Raw genomic sequence first — 18635 nt, 5'->3', positions numbered from 1 at the left:
TGCCTCTTCGGGCACGGACTCCGGGGCTGTCGCTGGACGACAGAATGTACGGGCTGCGGCACCGAGGGCGACGCCGGACAGAACCCGCCCTCACTGGACGAGCCGATACGGCGGCGCGCACGAATGCCCGCCCGCCGCGCACTGCCTCCCATCCGGACTTTAACCGTCGGTCCAGGAATTTCACCTGGTCAACCGGCCGCTGGAAGCGACCGGGTCGCGGACTGTAACCGCCGGTTCGGACTTTCACCGACCCCGGAGTGCGCTGCTTCTGATACAGGGCAAGTGTGCCACGCCGGATCGACGTCCATACGGGCGATGGGTGTGGAGTGGCTCACAGGTCACGTCACTGGCCTTCTCGGCCGGCCGAAGGGGCGTCAACTCCCCGTACGGCCGCATCGGTTTGGAAATTGGTTTATACCTATTGACGGGTGGTCTAGTCCTCTCTAGGGTTTGCGCAAGCGTGCCCCGGCGGCGGTGACGACGGCCCTTGCCCGCCGCCGGGCCTCGCCACGGCGCACGCACGTGTCCCGGCAGGGTGGCCCCCTGGAGTCGGCCGAACAGCGCGTCGCGGCCGAGGAGAGCCGGTTCGGCGCGGTGCCCGAGCGGCAGGAGGAGCTCGTGGCGACGTTCGTCACGGCGGCCCGGGACGGTGCTCTGTCCGGCCTGGAGAAGCTGCTCGCGGCCGATGTGACCTGGTGGAGCGGACGGCGGCAAGGTCACCGCGGCCCTGCGGCCGATCGAGGGGCGCGAGAAGGTGCTGCGCTCCCTGGTGGGCGGGTGGTGCCGGTCGAGCTGCGCGACGGGCTGATCGCCGACCTGCGGGCCGTGGTGAATCCGGACAAGCTGGAATGTGTACGAGGCCAGCTCGCGCGTGCCTGATCGTCCCCGGTGCGGTTGTCACATTTCCCGAGGACTATCGGGGCACAGCTGACGAAGGGCGCTCCACCTGGGAGCGCACGGCGTCCGAAGGAGCTGAACAGCATGACCACGATCCTGGTGACCGGCGGTACCGGGACGCTCGGCCGGATCCTCACCGAGCGGTTGCGCGCGGACGGGCACGAGGTGCGGGTACTCAGCCGGCATGCGCAGCCGTACGCGGTCGATCTGCGTGAGGGGGGCAGCGGTCTGGACGCGGCCGTCGAGGGCGTGGACACGATCGTGCACTGCGCGACCTCGCCGCGCGGCGGCGACGAGGAGGCGGCCGCGCATCTGATCGCGGCGGCACGCCGGGCCGGCGTGGGCCACCTGGTCTACATCTCGATCGTCGGGATCGACCGGGTGCCGTTCGGCTACTACAAGACCAAGCTCGCTGTGGAGCGGCTGATCGAGGAGTCGGGACTGGGCTGGACCGTCCTGCGCACGACCCAGTTCCACGACCTGCTGGCCCAGGTGTTCGACATTCTGGCCAAGCCGCCGGTCATGCTGCTGCCGGCCGGCGTGAACGACCAGCCGATCGAGGTCGCGGAGGTCGCGGGCCGGCTCGCGGAGCTGGCGGCGGGGGCGCCCGCGGGGCGGGTCGAGGACATGGGCGGCCCCGAGGTAAGGACCTTCGACTCGCTGGCCCGCACCTATCTCAAGGCCACGGGCCGGCGTCGGGCGGTGGTGAGCGTGCCGCTGTGGGGCAAGGCGTACCGCGGCTTCCGCAACGGCGGCCATCTCACGCCGGAACGGGCCGTGGGGAAAGGCACGTTCGAGGAGTACCTGGCGACACGCTTCGGTGCAGGACGCGGGGCCTAAGGCCGCTCCGGGGGTGCGAACAGTTCGTCCTGGGCCCGGTCGCCTGCGATCAGCAGCGCGCCGCGCAGCACCGCGCCGCCGCCCAGGACACCGGCCCGCACCTCCGTGGCCAGCGGCGACATCCGCCGCAGCCGCTGCTCGACCCGCCCGGCGAGGACGGCACCCCCGGCCTGTCCCACCTCACCGCCGAGCACCACACAACCGGGGTCCAGGACGGCGACGACGGAGGCGACGCCGACGGTCAGGCGGTCCGCGAGGGCGTCGAGGAAGGGGGCGGCGTCGGAAACGCCGGAGGACACGGCCGCCACCGCGTCCCGCACCAACGCCGCTGCCACCGGCTCACCACCCTCCGCCGAGCCGACCGCCCCGTGCTCCCCCGCCAGCCGGGCGATCGCCGCCGCCCCGGCCAGGGAGTGAAAGCCGCCCTCGCAGTCGGTGGCAGAGGGCAGGCCGGCCGTCCCCGGCACCGGAAGGAACCCGATCTCTCCGGTGCCGCCGGAGGCCCCGCGGCGCAGCGTCCCGTCCAGGACCACCGCGGCACCGGTGCCGTGGCCGAGCCACAGCAGCACGAACGTGTCCCGGTCCCGGGCCGCACCGTCCCGCTGCTCGGCCAGAGCGGCGAGGTTGGTCTCGTTCTCGACGATGACGCGGGCGTCGGGGAGCCGTTCCTGCAGGGCGGCGACCAGACGGCGGTGCCACTCGGGCAGGCCGGAGGAATCGCGGAGTTCGCCGGTGGCCGGGTCGATCAGGCCGGGGGCGCCGATGCCGACGGTGTGCATCCGGTCGGCGCCCGCCTCCTTCGCCACACGTTCGACGAGGGCGACGGCCTGCTCCACCGCGGGTCCGGTTCCCGTGGCGCCGTCGATCGGCACGGACGCCTCGGCGAGCACCCGGCCGAGCAGGTCGGACACGACCACGGAGAGGCCCTCGGTGCGCACGTCGAGCGCGGCCAGGTAGGCCCGGTCGGCGACGATCCCGTACAGCTTGGCGTTGGGTCCGCGCCGCTGTTCCCCCGCCTCCCCGACCACGGCGATCAGACCGGAGGTGGTGAGGCGTTCGACGAGGTCGGCGACGGTCGGCCGGGACAGCCCGGTCAGCTGCTTCAACTGCCCCGCCGTCAACGGGCCCTCCTGCTGCAGCAGTCGCAGGGCGAGCCGGTCGTTGATGGCCCGGGCGGTGCTGGGGGTTGCGGGCATGCCGGGATCCTTCCAGACGGCGGGGCCGCACGACGTGCGGCCGCCGGAATCCCCTATCTATCAGGCAGGGTCCCTGATAGTTTACGCGGCGGACAAGGCGAGGCCGAGACGCGACAAGGGGCGGGAACATGAGTGACGTGGTCCACGAGCACCGCGAGGTGAAGCGCGCACGGTACGCCGTGGCCGCCGTGTTCGCCGTGCACGGCGCCGTCACCGGCTCCTTCGCGACCCGCGTGCCGTGGATCCAGGACCATGCCTCGGTGAGCGCGGGCCAGTTGGGCCTCGCGCTGGCCTTCCCGGCGCTCGGAGCGTCCGTCGCGATGCCGCTCGCGGGCCGGATCAGCCACCGCTTCGGCGCCCGCACCGCGCTGCGCGGACTGCTCTCCTTGTGGACGCTGGCGCTGATCCTGCCGTCCCTCTCGCCCAACCTGCTCACGCTCTGCCTGGCCCTGTTCGTCTACGGCGCCACGGCGGGCATGGCGGACGTCGCCATGAACGCGCTCGGCGTGGAGGTCGAGAACCGTCTCGGGAAGTCGATCATGTCCGGCCTGCACGGCATGTGGAGCGCGGGCGCGCTGGTCGGCTCGGCCGGCGGCACGCTCGCCGCGCATCTGGGCTCGGACGCCCGGCTGCATCACGCTCTGGCGGCCGCAGTCCTGACCCTGCTGGGCCTGGTGGCGTGCCACTGGGTGCTGGACCTGCAGCCGACCGAGGACGAGGAACCGCCGCCGCGGTTCGCGCTGCCGCCGAAGTCGGCGGTGCTGATCGGCGCGGTCGGGTTCTGCGCGGTGTTCGCGGAGGGGGCGAGCCTCGACTGGTCGGCCGTCTATCTGGAGGACGAGCTGGGGAGCTCGGCGGGGCTCGCGGCCGCCTGCACGACCGGCTTCACGCTCACCATGGCGCTCGCGCGGCTCGCGGGCGACCGTGTGGTGGACCGTTTCGGCTCCGTGCGCACGGTCCGCTGGAGCGGTGTCCTCGCGACCCTCGGCGGGCTGTTGATCGTCGTCGCCGACCATCCTGCGGTGGCGATGGCCGGGTTCGCGCTGATGGGTCTGGGCATCGCGGTGGTCGTCCCGCTGTGCTTCGCGGCGGCGGGCCGCAGCGGGCCGAACCCCAGCCAGGCCATCGCCGGTGTGGCCACCATCACGTACACCTCCGGCCTGATCGCCCCGAGCGCGATCGGCTCCCTCGCACAGGCGACGAGCCTGGTGGTGTCGTTCGGCCTGGTGACCGTCCTGTCGTGCGGACTCACGGCCTTCGCGGGCGTCCTGCGCTCGGGCGACCGGGACCGCCCGAAGGTCAGTCCGCCGAGCGCAGCAGTTCCCGACCCGCGGCCCTGAAGCGGTTGCTCCCACGCGAGCGCTCACGTGTGCGAAGCACTCCCGGCCTGCCCTGACAATGGTCCGGACGGACTGCACGCACAACGAAAGCGACACCTCACATGGATCTCGGCGTCCGCTGGAAACTGCACGGCGACGGACGCACCCCCGCACCCGGCGCGGTGGTCCGGCCCGATGAGCGGCTGTCCTGGCCGCGCACGGCCGGGCTCGGCGCCCAGCACGTGGTGGCGATGTTCGGGGCCTCCTTCGTGGCGCCGGTCCTCATGGGCCTGGACCCCAACCTGGCGATCATGATGTCGGGCGTCGCGACGATCGTGTTCCTGCTCGCGACCCGCGGCCGGGTACCCAGCTACCTCGGCTGCTCCCTGTCCTTCGTGGGCGTCGCCGCGGTGATCCGCGCGCAGGGCGGTACGAGCGCCACCGTGACCGGCGCGGTCTTCGTCGTCGGCGTCGCGCTGTTCCTCGTCGGTCTGGCGGTGCAGCGGTTCGGGGCGCGGATCATCCATGCGGCGATGCCGCCGATCGTCACCGGCGCGGTGGTGATGCTGATCGGCTTCAACCTCGCTCCGGTCACGGCGTCCACCTACTGGCCGCAGGACCAGTGGACGGCCCTGCTGGTGATGCTGTTCACCGGCCTGGCCGTCGTCTGTCTGCGTGGTTTCTGGTCACGCATCGCGATCTTCCTCGGTCTGGTCTTCGGCTACGGCATCTCCTGGGCCTTCGACCGGATCTTCGGCCGGATCCACTCGGTGGACGCGAGCGGCAAGCTCACCGACCACTGGCGCCTGGACCTCTCCGGCGTCGGCCAGGCCGACTGGATCGGCCTGCCCACCTTCCACGGGCCGTCCTTCGAGTGGTCGGCGATCCTGGTCGCGCTGCCGGTCGTCATCGCGCTGGTCGCCGAGAACGCGGGCCACGTCAAAGCGGTCGGCGAGATGACCGGCGAGCCCCTGGACGACAAGCTCGGTACGGCGATCTCCGCCGACGGCGTCGGCTCGATGCTCTCCACCGCGGTCGGCGGCCCGCCCAACACCACGTACTCCGAGAACATCGGTGTGATGGCCGCGACCCGCGTCTATTCGACGGCCGCCTACTGGGCCGCCGCGGGCTTCGCGCTGCTCTTCGGTCTCTGCCCGAAGTTCGGCGCGGTGGTGGCCGCGATCCCGGGCGGGGTGCTCGGCGGTATCACCGTCATCCTGTACGGCATGATCGGCCTGCTCGGCGCCCAGATCTGGATCAACGCCAAGGTGGACCTGCGCAATCCGCTCAACCTGGTGCCGGCCGCGGCGGGCATCATCATCGGCGTCGGCAATGTCTCCATGGAGTTCACCGACACCTTCTCGCTGAGCGGCATCGCGCTGGGCACGCTCGTCGTCATCACCGGCTACCACGCGCTGCGGGCCTTCGCCCCCGCCCACCTCAAGACGCAGGCGCCGCTGTTGGACGAGGGCACGTCCCGCTACGACGAGGCGGCTCAGCGCGCCAAGTCGTAGGCGTACGACGGTGTGAAGGTGCCGGGCCTGCCCTTGCACCCGTCCGACTCCCCCGGCAGCTTCACCCACAGGTAGGCGTCGATCCGCTCCTCGCCGGTGTTCATGGTGGGCGCCCGGCCGATCTTCCGTCCCGCCGGGTCGCACCATTCGCCGTCGGTCGGGGCGCCGTTGCCGTTGCGGCTGGTGTCGATCACGGCGCCGAGGCTCGCCGGGCCGCCCAGGGCGTCCAGCACCTGCCGGTCGTAGGCGATCTCGTCGGCCGTGCGGTGGAAGTTGGAGACGTTGCTGAAGATGCCGTCGGAGGAGGCGGGTGAGGCCGCGCCGGCCTGTTTCAGCAGCGCCGCCTGCTCGGCGGCCGGGTGCCAGCCGGAGTGGCCTGCGTCGTGGTAGACCCGCGCCCTGGAGTTGGCGGCCTTGAGGACGCGGCCCGCGCGGGCCAGGGAGGCGAAGCGGTCGGCGCGGTCGCCGGCGGAGAGACAGCCGGCCTGGGCGACGGAGTCGGGCTCCAGGACGACGATGACATCGTCCGAGCCCAGCCCGGCGGCGAATCGGTCGATCCACGCGTCGTACGCGGCAAGGTCCGGCGCCCCGCCCTGGGAGTGGCCGCCGCAGTCGCGGTCCGGGATGGCGTACACCACGACGACCGGCACCCGGCCCTGCGCAGCGGCGCCGGAGGTGACGGCCGCGACCCGGGAGGTGATGGTCGCGGGCGTGAAGTCGGCGAACCACACCGAGGCCGGCTGGTCGGCGATACGGGACTCGATGACCGAGCGGCGCGGGTCGTCCGGGTTGGCCCGGACCCAGTCGAGGACCTGGGACTCGGGGTGGCGGTAGAGCCGGGTGTGCACGGTGGCGGTCCGCTGCTCCCGTTCGGTCCGGCTGGGCGAGGGCGTGGGCGTCTCCTTCTCGGTCGCGGATGCGGATGCAGACGGAGGCGGCGAAGGAGAAGGTGTCACCGGCGACGACGGCACAACCGGCAGACGCTCCGGACGGGTCGAGGCGGACCCGGTCGGCGACGGCCGCGCCTGGTCCGAACCGTCCCCGTCGTCCCACGCGGTCAGCACGCCGGTGACCGTACCGACCGCGACCACGACGGAAGCCGCCGCCACCATGGCGCCCCGCCGGGCGGCGCGACGGCGCTCGGCCCTGCGAGCGGCCAGGCGCCGAGCACGTAAGCCTGACACGGTGCTGCTCCCCCCTCTTCGGCCCGTTCTCGGCCCCGCGCGACGGGCGCGTTCCCCCGTTCCGGGGAAGCGTCGGGCCCATCGGCACTCGGGCAAGCCTAGGACTGGGACCCTGCCCCCATGACGCAGTTGGAACAGTTCCCCACTCCCGTCGACACGGTGGTCGCCCGGATGCGCGCGCTGGACGCGGCCCTTCCGGCGCGGGACGGGGTCGCGGTCTTCAACCGCGTCTACCTCGCCGTCACCGAGGCCGTCGACCGGCGCATCGACGCCGGACGGTTCCCGGACCCACGGGCCGCGATCACGCTGGACGTGCGGTTCGCGGAACGCTATCTGGCGGCGGTCGACGCGGCCGCCGAGGAGCGCCGCCCGCCCGCCTGCTGGCGGCCGCTGTTCCAGTACCGTCGCCATCCCGGCGTACGACCGCTGCAGTTCGCGCTCGCGGGCATCAACGCGCACATCGGGCACGACCTCGCGCTCGCCGTCGTGGACGCCTGTCGTACGCTCGACTGCGAACCCGGCGACCTGGAGGACGAGTTCGACCGCGTGGGCGACCTCCTCGTGACGCTGGAGGAGCGCATCCGCGAAGATCTGATGCCGGGTCCGGACCTGCTGCAGATCGCCGACCCGCTCACCCATCTGCTGGGCGCCTGGAGCCTGGAGCGCGCCAGGGACGCCACCTGGTCGACGGCGCGGGCCCTGTGGGCGCTGCGCCGGCTCCCGGACGTCGCCCGGGAGTTCACCGACCGCCTCGACGCGGCGGTGGGCCTGGCGGGACGGATGATGCTCACCCCGCTGCCGGACTGATCCGGCCCTGGCCGTGCCGTGCGCCGGAACTCCTGTGTGAGAGCTGTACGTTCGACAGAAAAGGACCTCTTGCAAAGGAGCACAGGGCATGGCGACCCGCCTCGGACTCGGCCTCCCCCAGAACAGGCAGTACGACCTCGGACGGGACGTGCCCGACGTGGCGCGCGCCGCCGAGAGGACCGGCTACGACAGCCTGTGGGTGTACGAGCGGGCTCTGTTCCCGGAGCCCGCCACCCAGGGCCTGTACGGCATCGAGGGGCTCCCCTGGCCCGACTCCTACCGGGGCGTGGCCGACCCGCTGGTCACGCTCACCCTGGCGGCCGCGGCCACCGAGCGTGCCGAGCTGGGCACCAGCGTGCTGGTGGCGCCGCTGCACGTGCCGTTCCAGCTCGCCAAGGCGCTGGCCTCGCTGGACGCGGCGAGCGGCGGCCGGGTGGTCGCCGGCTTCGGCACGGGCTGGTCGCTCGACGAGTACGCGGCCGCGTCGGTGCGGCCGTTCGAGGAGCGCGGGCAGATGCTGGACGAGCTGATCGGGGTGTGCCGCGCGGTGTGGGGTCCGGACCCGGTGTCGTACGACGGGCGCGTCACGAAGATCGCCTCGGCCGTGGTGGGCCCCAAGCCGGCCCGGCCGATCCCGATCCTGCTGGCCGCGAACACCCCGAGGGCGCGCCGCCGCCTCGTCGACCACGCCGACGGCTGGATGCCGGTGGGCATGGGCGCCGAGGCCGTGGCCGCGCAGTGGCGCCAGCTGCAGGACCTGGCGGCCGAGCGCGGACGCAAGGAGCCGATCCGGACCGTGCTGCGGGTGAACCCGCAGTACACGGCCGCGGCGTACGACGGCCCCGACCGCCGCCCCTTCCAGGGCAGCGTCGACCAGATCGTCGAGGACCTGGTCGCGCACGCCGAGGTCGGCCTCGAGGAGATCCTCCTCGACCTCCAGGCCACCGTGCGGGACGCCCAGGAACTCAAGGACGTCGCCGGCCAGGTGTACGAGAGGGCCCGAGCGGCCGGAATCTAGCCGGCTAGTCCTCGGGGAGTTCCACCGGCGCGATCTCGTCGTAGCGGTCGCCGGGGCCGGGGTTGGCCGGGTCGGTCGTGCCGCCGAAGTGGTGCATGACGCCCCAGACCGCGTTCAGCGCGGTCTGGACGGCGCCCTCGGCCCAGCCGGCCGTCCAGGAGATGTCGTCGCCGGCGAGGAAGATGCCCCGCTTGTCCTCCGGCAGCCGGTCCTGCATGAAGTGCGTGAACAGACGCCGCTGGTAGCGGTAGTGGCCGGGCAGGTTGGCCTTGAACGCGCCCATGAAGTAGGGCTCGTTCTCCCAGGAGACCGTCACCGGGTTGCCGATGATGTGCTTGCGGATGTCGACCTTGGGATAGATCTCGCCGAGCGACTTCAGCATGACCTCCATCCGCTCGTTCGCGGACAGCGGCAGCCACTTCAGGCTGTCGTCGCACCAGGTGTACGACAGGCAGATCACGGCGGGCTTGTCGGGACCGTCGTCGAGGAGGTAGGTCCCGCGCGTCATCCGGTCGGTGAGGGTCATCGACATGACGTCCCGGCCGGTCTCCTCGTCCTTGTCCAGCCAGAACGGCCGGTCGACCGGGACGAAGAGCTTCGAGGACTCCATGTAGTGAGTCCGCTCGATCGCGGTCCAGTGGTCGATCGGGAAGAGCGAGTCGTCGCAGGCGATCTTCGACAGCAGCATCCAGGACTGGGCGGTGAAGATCGCCGCCTGGTAGGTGCGGATGTCGCCGTTCGCATCCGTCACGGTGATCCGGTTGCCGGCGGTGCGGTGCAGACGGGTCACGGCCGGGCGGGGCTCGCCGTTCGCGTGCAGCGTGGCCAGCGAGGTGCCGTACGGCCAGTGCACGATCTTCTCCGGCTCGCGCTCCCACAGGCGCAGCGGCAGCTGCTGGGAACCGCCGACGATGCCGCGATGGTGGTCGTCGGCCTCGGTGTAGACGACCCGCAGGATCTCCAGGATGGAGTTGGGGAAGTCGGTGTCCCAGCCGCCGGTACCGAAGCCGACCTGGCCGAAGATCTCGCGGTGCCGGAAGGACTTGAAGGCCTCGGAGTCGCAGAGGAAGCCGTAGAAGGTCTGGTTGTCCAGCTTCTCGACGAGCTTCGCCCAGATCTCGCGGATGCGCGGGACGTCGCGCTCGCGCATCGCCCGGTTCATGTCGGAGAAGTCGGCGCCCTCCTCCAGGCACTTGTTCCAGGCCTGAGCCACGTCCCGGTAGACCTGCGGCAGGTCGTCGATCGTCTCGGCGTAGTGCGACTCGCCCTTGAGGTCGACGACGGTGGACGGGGTCGCCTCGGCCAGCGGGTTGGGGAACGGGCGGGTCTCGAGTCCGACCAGGTCGATGTAGTGCTGGAGGGCCGTGGAGGACGGCGGGAAGCGCATCGCGCCCATCTCGGCGGTCAGCGACGGGTCGCAGCCGTCGAAGCCGACGGTCCGCAGCCGCCCGCCGATCCGGTCGGCCTCGTAGACGACCGGCTTGAGGCCCATCTTCATCAGCTCGTACGCGGCCACGATGCCGGACAGGCCGCCGCCGATGACCGCGACCTCGGTGCCGTGCTCGGTCGCGGGAATCTGGCCGAGGCCCGCCGGGTGGGCGAGGAAGTCGTCGTAGGCGTACGGGAAGTCCGGGCCGAACATGGTGATCGGCGGCTGCTGCTCGTCTGCGTGCTCGACGGCGTTGGGCACGGTGGACGTCATGGGGTACGGACTCCTTGCGCGGGAAGTGCTGGGGGGTAGCTGAGGGGGTTCAGACGAGGGACCCGTAGAGGCCGGGGCGGCGGTCCTTCAGATACGGGTTCGCCTCGCGGGAGGCGGCGAGGAAAGCGGGGTCGACATCGGCGAGGACGAGTTCCTCACCGCGCCCGGCGCGGGTGCGGGCGATCCCGTCGGGCCCGGCGAGGGTCGAGAGCCCGACGAACTCGAACTCCCCCTCCTGGCCGACCCGGTTGACGTACGCGACGTACATCTGGTTCTCGAAGGCCCGCACCGGGACGACGCACTCGGCGACGAACTGGAACGGGTGCATCTGCGCGGTCGGCACCAGCAGCAGGTCGGTGCCGGCGAGGGCGTGGGCCCGGACGTTCTCCGGGAACTCCACGTCGTAGCAGATCATCAGGCCGACCCGCAGACCGTTCAGCTCGGCCTGGACGACCGGCTGGTCGCCCGGGGTGAAGTGGTCGCGCTCGAAGCAGCCGAAGAGGTGGGTCTTGCGGTAGTTGGCGAGGCGGGTGCCGTCGGCGGAGATCAGCTGGGCCGAGTTGTGAACGGCGTCCGAGGAGCGCTCCGGGTACCCGTATGCGATGGCCAGGCCGTGCCGGGATGCGATGTCGGCGATCGCGTCGGCGGCATCGCCGTCGGCGGGCTCGGCGAGGCGGGCGATGTCGTCGCCGATCGCGTAGCCGGTCAGGAACATCTCCGGCGTGGCCAGCAGCGCGGCGCCCGCGGCGACGGCGCGCCCCGCGGCCTCGTCGAGGACCTTGAGGTTCTCGACGGTCGAGCCGGGGCGGCCGGAGCTCTGGAGCAGGGCGGTGCGCATGCGTGATCCTCACCGTACGGGGATGGATGTGGGGGCCACGTAGACGGTACGGGCGGCGGGTTCCACGGGACAAGGAGGAGCCGTTGCGCGCCGGTGAGCCGATCGTTGCGTCCGTTCGGGGCGGGGCGGCGATTCGTTGCGCGGCCCGGTTCGGGCGAGCCCGTCACAGTTCGCGCAGCCGCGCCACGATCTCCCGCAGCAGCTCCGGGTCCGTGGCCGGGTCGCCCGCCGCCGGCCACCGCGGCTCGTCGATGCGCACCAGACCGGCCTCGGCCAGATCGCCGAGCAGCACCCGTACGACGGTCAGGGGCAGGTCGGCGTCGGCGGCGAGCTCGACGACCGGCCGGGGGCCACGGCGCACCAGGCCGAGCAGCGAGGCGCGGGCGTGGTCGAGGCCCGGCCGTCCCTCGTCCGCCTCCACTACGGTGACCTGCGACATCAGGTCGACGGTGTGCCGGCCGGTAGGCGAACGCCCGTCCGCGTTCGGCGGAGTTCACGGCCGACTCGGTGCACAGCAGCATGTAGCGCTTGACGGCCCGGTCGGTGGTGGTGCGCCAGGAGTCGGCCGCGACGGCCTCGCCCGCGCCGTCCGCTCCGGCCCGCAGCAGGGCGTTCTCGCTCGCGGTCAACTGCCGGTGCAGGTCGCTGCGTCGGAACTCCTCGAACAGCGCCCGTGAGTCGGACGGCAGGTCGGGCACATAGGTCCGCTCGAAGACCCGGCGGTCCTCGATGGTCGCGGTCAGCGTGTCGTACTGCCGGTCGGTGAGGGTGCCCGCGGCACGCGCCCCGGCGACCAGGGCGTCCTCGCGCGAGACGAACTCCCGCACCCGGACCAGCTCGATGACGACCTGCGCCTCCCGCGCCAACTGCCCGGCCTGCAGGGCGGTGAGCGCGGACTGGACGTCGAAGCCGGGCTCCACGAGGGCGCTGTACTCGCTCACCGCACGGTCCCAGGAGACGTCCCGGGACAGCACCCGCTGGCGCAGCGCCTCCAGCTGGTCGGCGGAGTCCACGACGGCGTCGAGCACCTGCCGCTGCCGCGCGGAGAGCCGGTCGCGGTCGCCGTCCCGGATCGCGTCGCGCATGGCGCTCACCGCACGGTCGGTGCGGCGCTGCTGCTCCAGGAGGTCCACGGCGGTGTCGGTACGGTGCCCGGCGCCCAGGTACGCGGCCGAGAGCCGCCGCTCGATCTGGATCTGCCCGATGGCCGTGTCCACGGGTGTGCCGAAGTCCTCGTAGACCCCCTGGACCCGGATCAGCGCGCGCAGTTCGCCGGTGACGGACCACATGGCGAAGCTCCACAGCATCATCAGAGCGATCACCGGCGCGACCGCGAGCGCCACGATCCGGGCACGCACGGTGGTGGGACGGCCGATGGGCCGGCGCATGGTCTCCCCAGGGCGACAGGACGGTCGGACGGCTGGAACAGTCGGTTACCCACCGGTTCTACCCGCCGGTAGCAAAGCTGCGGCACAACCTACGGGACGGCACCGCGGACCGCAATGGGTCGCCGGCGCCACCCCTGACTCACGGCTTACGCCTCCCACACTCCGTTCCCCCGGCCGCCATCACCAGCGCGGTCACCAGATACGGCACCCCGAACACCGCGAACGCCGTGCTGTGCCCGGTCGACGAGGCGACCGCCGCGTAGCCGCCGAACACGGCGACCGTGGCCAGTTCGGTCCCCAGCCCCGCGACCGATGTCAGGGTCGCCCGCCCGGTGTCGTCGATCCGCCGCTGGAGCCGGGCGTCGGCCAGCACGTTCGCGAGCTGGAACCCGCCGAAGGCGACGGCGACCAGCACCAGCCCGGCCGGCGTCCGTGCCAGGGCGCCCGCCGCGAGGGCCAGTGCGGAGCCCCCGAGCAGCGCCGCGAACCCGGTCCGGCCCAGGCGTTCTCCCGCACCGGCGAGCAGGCTGCCGGCCGTGGCGCCCGCCCAGATCAGCAGCAGCAAGTAGGGAGCGGCCCAGCCGGGGACGCCGGTGTCGCCCACCAGCAGCGGCGTGTACTCGTCGAGTGCACCCCACACCGAGGCGACGAGGGCGACCAGCAGGAGCGCGGCCCGGACGGGCCGGTCGGTCCGGGCCGCGGCGAGCCCGGAACGCAGGGTGCCGGCCCAGCTCGCGCTCCCGGCCGCCGGCGACCGGTGCTCCGGGAACCGGCTCGCCGTGGCCGCCGTCAGCAGGCAGGTCAGCACGCTCGCCGCGCCCACGGCCGGGTAGCCGCCGAGCGCGAACACCGGCCCGGCCAGTCCCATCGCGGCCATCACCGCCACCAGGCCCGCCGCACGGGCGCGGCCCATCACACGCGCGTAGTCGTCGGCCGCACCGAGCCGGTCGAGCTCCTCGTACACCAGCGCCTCCAGGGCGCCGGATCCGAGCGCTCCGCCGACGCCCCACAGGACGAAGCCGAGCGCGAACGCCCAGTACGACGGCGTGAGCACCCACAGGGTGAAGCCGACGGCGGTCAGCAGCGGGCCGAGCCACAGCAGCAGCCGACGGGAGACGGCGTCGGCGAGGGCGCCGGAGGGGACCTCCAGCACGACGGCGGTGACGGACCACAGTGCGAAGAGGAAGGAGATCTGCCCGACCGTCAGACCGGCGTCGCTGAAGAGCAGCGCGTACAGCGGGTAGAGCAGGACGAACTCGTCGAGGAACGCGTAGCCGTACAGCGTGGCGGTCAACCGCCGGACGCCGGGCTCCCGTTCACGTGAAGCTCAATGTCGCCAGGTCATGGCTCCGATGCTACGCGGCGATCCTCCCCCGGCCCAGCGAATTACGTCGGCGACCCCGACGAGAAGCGCCGCAGCAGCGGCGACAGCACGAGCACCGACTTGGTGCGCTCCACGAACGGCTCCCCCGCGATGCGCTCCAGGACCCGTTCGAAGTGCCGCATGTCGGAGGCGAAGACCTGGGCGATCGCGTCCGCGTCCCCGGTGACGGTGGACGCGGCCACGACCTCCTGGTAGCGCTCCAGGCCCCGCTGGATGGTCTCCGGCGAGGTGTTGCTCCGGCAGTAGATCTCGACGAAACCCTCGGTCTCCCAGCCGAGCGCCGACGGGTCCACCCGTACGGTGAAGCCCGTGATGGCACCGGTGGCGCGCAGCCGGTCCACGCGCCGTTTCACGGCGGGCGCGGACAGGCCGACGAGCTGCCCGATGTCGGCGTAGGAGCGGCGGGCGTCCTCGGCGAGGGCGTGCACGATGCGTTCGTCGAGATCGTTCAGCACTGCGGGTGGTTCACTTCACTTCTGCTGCGGCAAGACGGGAACGGCGATAGCCGTACACGAAGTAGAACACGAGACCGGCGGCCATCCAGAACCCGAAGACGACCCAGGTCACGGTGTCGAGGCTGAACATGTTGTACGCGCAGAAGGCGAAGCCCAGGATCGGCAGAACCGGGCCGAACGGCACCTTGAACGTGCGCTCCAGCTCGGGTCGCTTGTAGCGCAGGACGATCACCGCGATGTTGACCAGGGCGAAGGCGAACAGCGTGCCGATGCTGGTGGCGTCGACGAGTTTGCCCAGCGGGATCAGGGCCGCGAGCACACCGCAGAACAGGGACACGATCACCGTGTTGAGGCGGGGCGCGCCGGTCTTCGGGTGGATCTTGCCGAGCGCCTTGGGCACCAGGCCGTCGCGGGACATCGCGAACAGGATGCGGGTCTGGCCGTAGAGCACGGTGAGGACGACGCTCGCGATGGAGATGACCGCGCCGAGCGCGAGCAGGGTGCCCCAGAAGGTCTGGCCGCTGACGTCGTTCATGATCGCGGCGAGGGAGGCGTCGGAGCCCTCGAACTTGGTCCAGTTCCACGCGCCGACGGCGACGGCCGCGACGAGCACGTACAGCACGGTCACGATGATCAGCGACAGCATGATCGCCCGCGGCAGGTCGCGCTTGGGGTTCTTGGCCTCCTCACCAGCGGTGGAGGCGGCGTCGAAGCCGATGTAGGAGAAGAAGAGCGTCGCACCCGCAGCACTCACGCCCGCCATGCCGAGCGGCATGAAGTCGGCGTAGTTCCCGGACTTGAAGCCCATGAAGCCGACCGCGCAGAACAGCACAAGCGCGGCAATCTTCACCGCGACCATGATCGTGTTGGCGCGGGCGGACTCACGGGCGCCGCCCAGCAGGAACACCATCGCCAGCAGGACGACGATCAGGGCGGGCAGGTTGACGATGCCGCCCTCACCGGGCGCCGAGGACAGGGCGGACGGGATGGTGACCCCGATGGTGCCGTCGAGCAGCTCGTTGAGGTACTCGCCCCAGCCGACGGCGACGGCGGCCACCGAGACGCCGTATTCCAGCACCAGGCACCAGCCGCAGATCCAGGCGACCAGTTCGCCCATCGTTGCGTACGCATACGAGTAGGAGGAACCGGCGACCGGGATGCTGCCCGCCAGCTCGGCGTACGAGAGGGCCGAGAACAGGGCGGTGAGTCCGGCGATGACGAACGCCAGGGTGACCGCGGGGCCGGCCTCGGGGACGGCGTCGCCGAGGACGACGAAAATGCCGGTGCCGAGGGTGGCACCGATGCTGATCATGGTGAGCTGCCACAGCCCCAGGGAGCGCCGAAGCGCGCCTCCCTCGCCCTGGCCACCCTCCGCGACCAGGTGTTCCACGGGCTTACGACGCATCAGGCGCGCGGCGACGCCCGGGGACGGCGGGGCGGTCTGGCGATTGTTCTGCGGGGGTGCGCCTTGGTCGAGCACGCGCTGGCTCCTTCATCGCTGCCGGTCAGGGAGACGGGGACCGGCGGCACCCCTTCGAGCAGGGACCCACCGAGCGGGGTCCCCGCCACGCCACGTACGAGGCGACAGCCTACGAGTAGCGGCGTTGCCGTTGTAATGCAGCAACCTTGCGTATGCCCGCAAGATCATTGCGTTCATCGGGGCGGCGTGAGCGTTCGTTGCACGGCGGCTGTCGACCGTTGCGTGAACGCCGTTTCGGCGCCCGTCCGGCTCCCCCGCGGCGCGGGAACGCGAACGGCCCCCGGTTTTCCCGGCGGGCGGGTCAACGGGGGCCGTGCGCAACGGAGTCGGCTCAGTTCCAGCTGGCGTGCAGCGGCTTGCCCTCGGCGTAGCCGGCGGCGCTCTGGATGCCGACGACGGCCTTCTCGGCGAACTCCTCCAGGGTGGCGGCGCCGGCGTAAGTGCAGGAGGAGCGGACGCCCGCGATGATCGAGTCGATCAGGTCCTCGACGCCGGGGCGGGCCGGGTCCAGGTACATGCGGGACGTGGAGATGCCCTCCTCGAACAGCCCCTTGCGGGCCCGGTCGTACGCCGACTCCTCCGACGTGCGGTTGGCCACCGCGCGCGCGGAGGCCATGCCGAACGACTCCTTGTAGAAGCGACCGTCGGGGTCCTGCTGGAGGTCGCCCGGCGACTCGTACGTGCCCGCGAACCACGAGCCGACCATCACGTTGGACGCACCCGCGGCCAGCGCCATCGCCACGTCACGCGGGTGCCGGACCCCACCGTCGGCCCACACGTGCTTGCCGTACTTCTTCGCCTCGGCGGCACACTCCAGTACGGCCGAGAACTGCGGCCGGCCCACGCCGGTCATCATCCGGGTCGTGCACATGGCGCCGGGGCCCACACCGACCTTGACGATGTCGGCGCCCGCCTCGATCAGATCGCGCACGCCCTCCGCGGAGACGACGTTGCCCGCGACGACGGGGACCTGCGGATCGAGGTCACGCACCAGCTTGACGGCGCTGATCATCGACTCCTGGTGGCCGTGCGCGGTGTCGATGACGAGCGTGTCCACTCCCGCGGCGAGCAGTTGCTCGGCCTTGCCGGCGACATCGCCGTTGATGCCGACGGCGGCGGCGATGCGCAGCCTGCCCTGCGCGTCGGTGGCCGGCGTGTACAGCGTGGCGCGCAGGGCGCCCTTGCGGGTGAGGATGCCGGCCAGCTTGCCGTCCGCGTCCACGGCGGGGGCGTAGCGCCGGTTGTGGTGGTCGAGGGTGTTGAAGGCCTCGCGCGGGTCCATGCCGGCGTCGAGCAGGAGCAGGTCGTCCTTGGACATGACCACTTCGAGCTGGGTGAAGCGGTCGACGCCGGTCAGGTCTCGGTCGGTGACGACACCGATCGGGCGGTGCTCCTCGTCGACGACGACACCGGCGTTGTGCGCCCGCTTGTGCAGCAGGGACAGCGCATCGGCGACGGTCTGGTGCGGCGCCAGCACGATCGGGGTGTCCAGGACCAGGTGGCGGCTCTTCACCCAGGAGACGACCTCGGTGACGACCTCGATCGGAATGTCCTGCGGAATGACCACGAGGCCGCCACGCCGGGCCACCGTCTCGGCCATGCGACGGCCGGCGATCGCCGTCATGTTGGCGACGACGAGCGGAATCGTGGTGCCCGTGCCGTCCGGGGAGCTGAGGTCCACGCCCTGACGTGAGCCGACCGCGCTGCGGCTCGGCACCATGAACACGTCGTCGTACGTCAGGTCGTACGAGGGCTGGATGTCGTTGAGGAAACGCACGTGCTGCACATCCCAGTCGATCAGAGGTGGCCCCCGGACAGGTCAGCCAGGGGGAAGAGCACGTACTTCATTGTCCCATGACGGCCGGAATGCGATGCCCGGTCACTTCATCCAGGCTGGTCAGAGCCCTCTTCAGAGGATCCTCCAAGAGCGAGCGCCACGGTCAGCGCCGACGCCACGTCCGCGGCCTGGGCGAACACCTCCTGGGCGGTCTCCCACTCCTGTGGGCGCGCCTTCGCGTACGGCTGCCAGTTCCGTACGACGATCAGCAGCCCCTTCTCGACGGCGTCCTGGGGCCAGACGTCATGGTCGGAGAGGCTGTCGGCCAGCGCGTCCCAGTTGCGGCCGAACCAGTCGGGCAGCTGAAGGACCCGGGCGCAGCGGTCCATCAGGCCGGCCTTGTCCGTGACCCCGTCGAGGTCGAGGGTGACCACGAGCTCCGTCATCTCAGTACCGCCCTGAACGAGTCGTAGTGATCGTCGGTGTAGTAGATCTCGCCGCCCCGCCCGGTGACAATGCGCCGGGCGCCGCGATCGCGCGAGCCGGGCGTCCTGACGGTGTATTCGCGGTAGTAGCCGCGCTCGTGCGTCGGCAGCAGCCGCTCGAAGTTCCCGAAGACGGCACCGTCCCCGGCGTACGGGAAGGGGCCGCCCTGGTCGATGAGCCGGAGCGTCTCGCGGGCCTCGGCGGGGAGCTCGGCCTCCCGGACGGTGGCCATGCCCCGGGCCCACGACGGTGGGGCGGAAGTGTCGCCGCATCCCGCGAGCAGGACGACGAAGAGGCAGGCCAGCACCCGGGGGACGAACCGCAGCACCATGCCGCCGATGCTGTCACGG

16 protein-coding genes, 1 pseudogene and 1 riboswitch are annotated in these 18635 nt (G+C 71.7%); of the genes and pseudogenes, 6 read left to right on the top strand and 11 right to left on the bottom strand.

The genetic code is table 11. From position 1 onward, the window contains the following. Positions 1–134: 134 nt before the first annotated feature. Positions 135–265, bottom strand: a riboswitch (FMN riboswitch). Positions 266–450: 185 nt separating this feature from the next. Continuing rightward, positions 451–879 (top strand): hypothetical protein, encoded by a 429-nt coding sequence (locus ACKTSN_RS38260; RefSeq protein ID WP_409473262.1) that lies wholly within the window; start codon positions 451–453, stop codon positions 877–879. 102 nt (positions 880–981) lie between these two features. Further along, positions 982–1737 (top strand): SDR family oxidoreductase, encoded by a 756-nt coding sequence (locus ACKTSN_RS38255; protein WP_409473261.1) that lies wholly within the window; start codon positions 982–984, stop codon positions 1735–1737. Here the strand turns inward: ACKTSN_RS38255 and ACKTSN_RS38250 are convergent. Continuing rightward, positions 1734–2933, bottom strand: coding sequence for an ROK family transcriptional regulator (locus tag ACKTSN_RS38250; RefSeq protein ID WP_409473260.1), 1200 nt, complete (start codon positions 2931–2933; stop codon positions 1734–1736). The genes ACKTSN_RS38255 and ACKTSN_RS38250 overlap by 4 nt on opposite strands. 128 nt (positions 2934–3061) lie before the next feature. Between ACKTSN_RS38250 and ACKTSN_RS38245 the strand changes: the two genes are divergently transcribed. Both ACKTSN_RS38245 and ACKTSN_RS38240 read left to right on the top strand, forming a co-directional pair. After that, positions 3062–4273, top strand: coding sequence for an MFS transporter (locus tag ACKTSN_RS38245; RefSeq protein WP_409473259.1), 1212 nt, complete (start codon positions 3062–3064; stop codon positions 4271–4273). A gap of 101 nt (positions 4274–4374) precedes the next feature. Then, positions 4375–5766 (top strand): uracil-xanthine permease family protein, encoded by a 1392-nt coding sequence (locus ACKTSN_RS38240; protein ID WP_409473258.1) that lies wholly within the window; start codon positions 4375–4377, stop codon positions 5764–5766. On the opposite strand, the gene ACKTSN_RS38235 is transcribed toward ACKTSN_RS38240, so the two are convergent. After that, positions 5748–6878 carry a glycoside hydrolase family 6 protein gene (locus tag ACKTSN_RS38235; RefSeq protein WP_409475017.1) on the bottom strand — a complete coding sequence of 377 codons (1131 nt, stop codon included), beginning with the start codon at positions 6876–6878 and terminating at the stop codon, positions 5748–5750. The genes ACKTSN_RS38240 and ACKTSN_RS38235 overlap by 19 nt on opposite strands. 192 nt (positions 6879–7070) lie before the next feature. Here ACKTSN_RS38235 and ACKTSN_RS38230 point away from each other — a divergent pair, with 192 nt between their 5' ends. Next, entirely contained in the window at positions 7071–7757 is a 687-nt protein-coding gene (locus ACKTSN_RS38230; RefSeq protein WP_224733842.1) for a DUF5995 family protein, read from the top strand. Positions 7758–7845: 88 nt separating this feature from the next. Further along, positions 7846–8775: an LLM class F420-dependent oxidoreductase gene (locus tag ACKTSN_RS38225; RefSeq protein ID WP_409473257.1), complete on the top strand. Its 930-nt coding sequence runs from the start codon at positions 7846–7848 to the stop codon at positions 8773–8775. 4 nt (positions 8776–8779) lie between these two features. Here the strand turns inward: ACKTSN_RS38225 and ACKTSN_RS38220 are convergent, their stop codons facing one another. The 9 genes and pseudogenes from ACKTSN_RS38220 to ACKTSN_RS38175 all read right to left on the bottom strand — a co-directional run bounded on the left by ACKTSN_RS38220 (position 8780) and on the right by ACKTSN_RS38175 (position 18616). Next, on the bottom strand, positions 8780–10477 hold the full coding sequence (locus ACKTSN_RS38220) for a flavin monoamine oxidase family protein (protein ID WP_409473256.1): 1698 nt from the start codon (positions 10475–10477) through the stop codon (positions 8780–8782). 49 nt (positions 10478–10526) lie between these two features. After that, positions 10527–11315 carry a carbon-nitrogen hydrolase family protein gene (locus ACKTSN_RS38215; protein WP_409473255.1) on the bottom strand — a complete coding sequence of 263 codons (789 nt, stop codon included), beginning with the start codon at positions 11313–11315 and terminating at the stop codon, positions 10527–10529. 542 nt (positions 11316–11857) lie between these two features. Then, a pseudogene (locus tag ACKTSN_RS38205) lies at positions 11858–12604 on the bottom strand (nitrate- and nitrite sensing domain-containing protein); the annotation flags it as partial. 238 nt (positions 12605–12842) lie between these two features. After that, positions 12843–13997, bottom strand: coding sequence for an MFS transporter (locus ACKTSN_RS38200; RefSeq protein ID WP_409473254.1), 1155 nt, complete (start codon positions 13995–13997; stop codon positions 12843–12845). 92 nt (positions 13998–14089) lie between these two features. Further along, a complete protein-coding gene (locus ACKTSN_RS38195) occupies positions 14090–14542 on the bottom strand; it encodes an Lrp/AsnC family transcriptional regulator (protein ID WP_224733849.1) in 453 nt (150 codons plus the stop codon). A gap of 10 nt (positions 14543–14552) precedes the next feature. Then, complete coding sequence (locus ACKTSN_RS38190; protein WP_409473253.1) at positions 14553–16022, bottom strand: amino acid permease; 1470 nt, start codon at positions 16020–16022, stop codon at positions 14553–14555. A 331-nt stretch (positions 16023–16353) separates the two neighbouring features. Further along, positions 16354–17799 (bottom strand): GuaB1 family IMP dehydrogenase-related protein, encoded by a 1446-nt coding sequence (locus ACKTSN_RS38185; protein ID WP_409475015.1) that lies wholly within the window; start codon positions 17797–17799, stop codon positions 16354–16356. Between the two features lie 107 nt (positions 17800–17906). Then, entirely contained in the window at positions 17907–18245 is a 339-nt protein-coding gene (locus ACKTSN_RS38180) for a barstar family protein (protein WP_409473252.1), read from the bottom strand. Further along, on the bottom strand, positions 18242–18616 hold the full coding sequence (locus ACKTSN_RS38175) for a ribonuclease domain-containing protein (RefSeq protein ID WP_409473251.1): 375 nt from the start codon (positions 18614–18616) through the stop codon (positions 18242–18244). Before ACKTSN_RS38175 ends, ACKTSN_RS38180 begins: the two co-directional genes overlap by 4 nt. Positions 18617–18635: the final 19 nt, after the last annotated feature.

It is taken from the genome of Streptomyces flavusporus, assembly GCF_046267975.1.
GTDB classification, from domain to species: domain Bacteria; phylum Actinomycetota; class Actinomycetes; order Streptomycetales; family Streptomycetaceae; genus Streptomyces; species Streptomyces flavusporus.
This window is presented reverse-complemented; position numbering and strand designations above follow the sequence as displayed.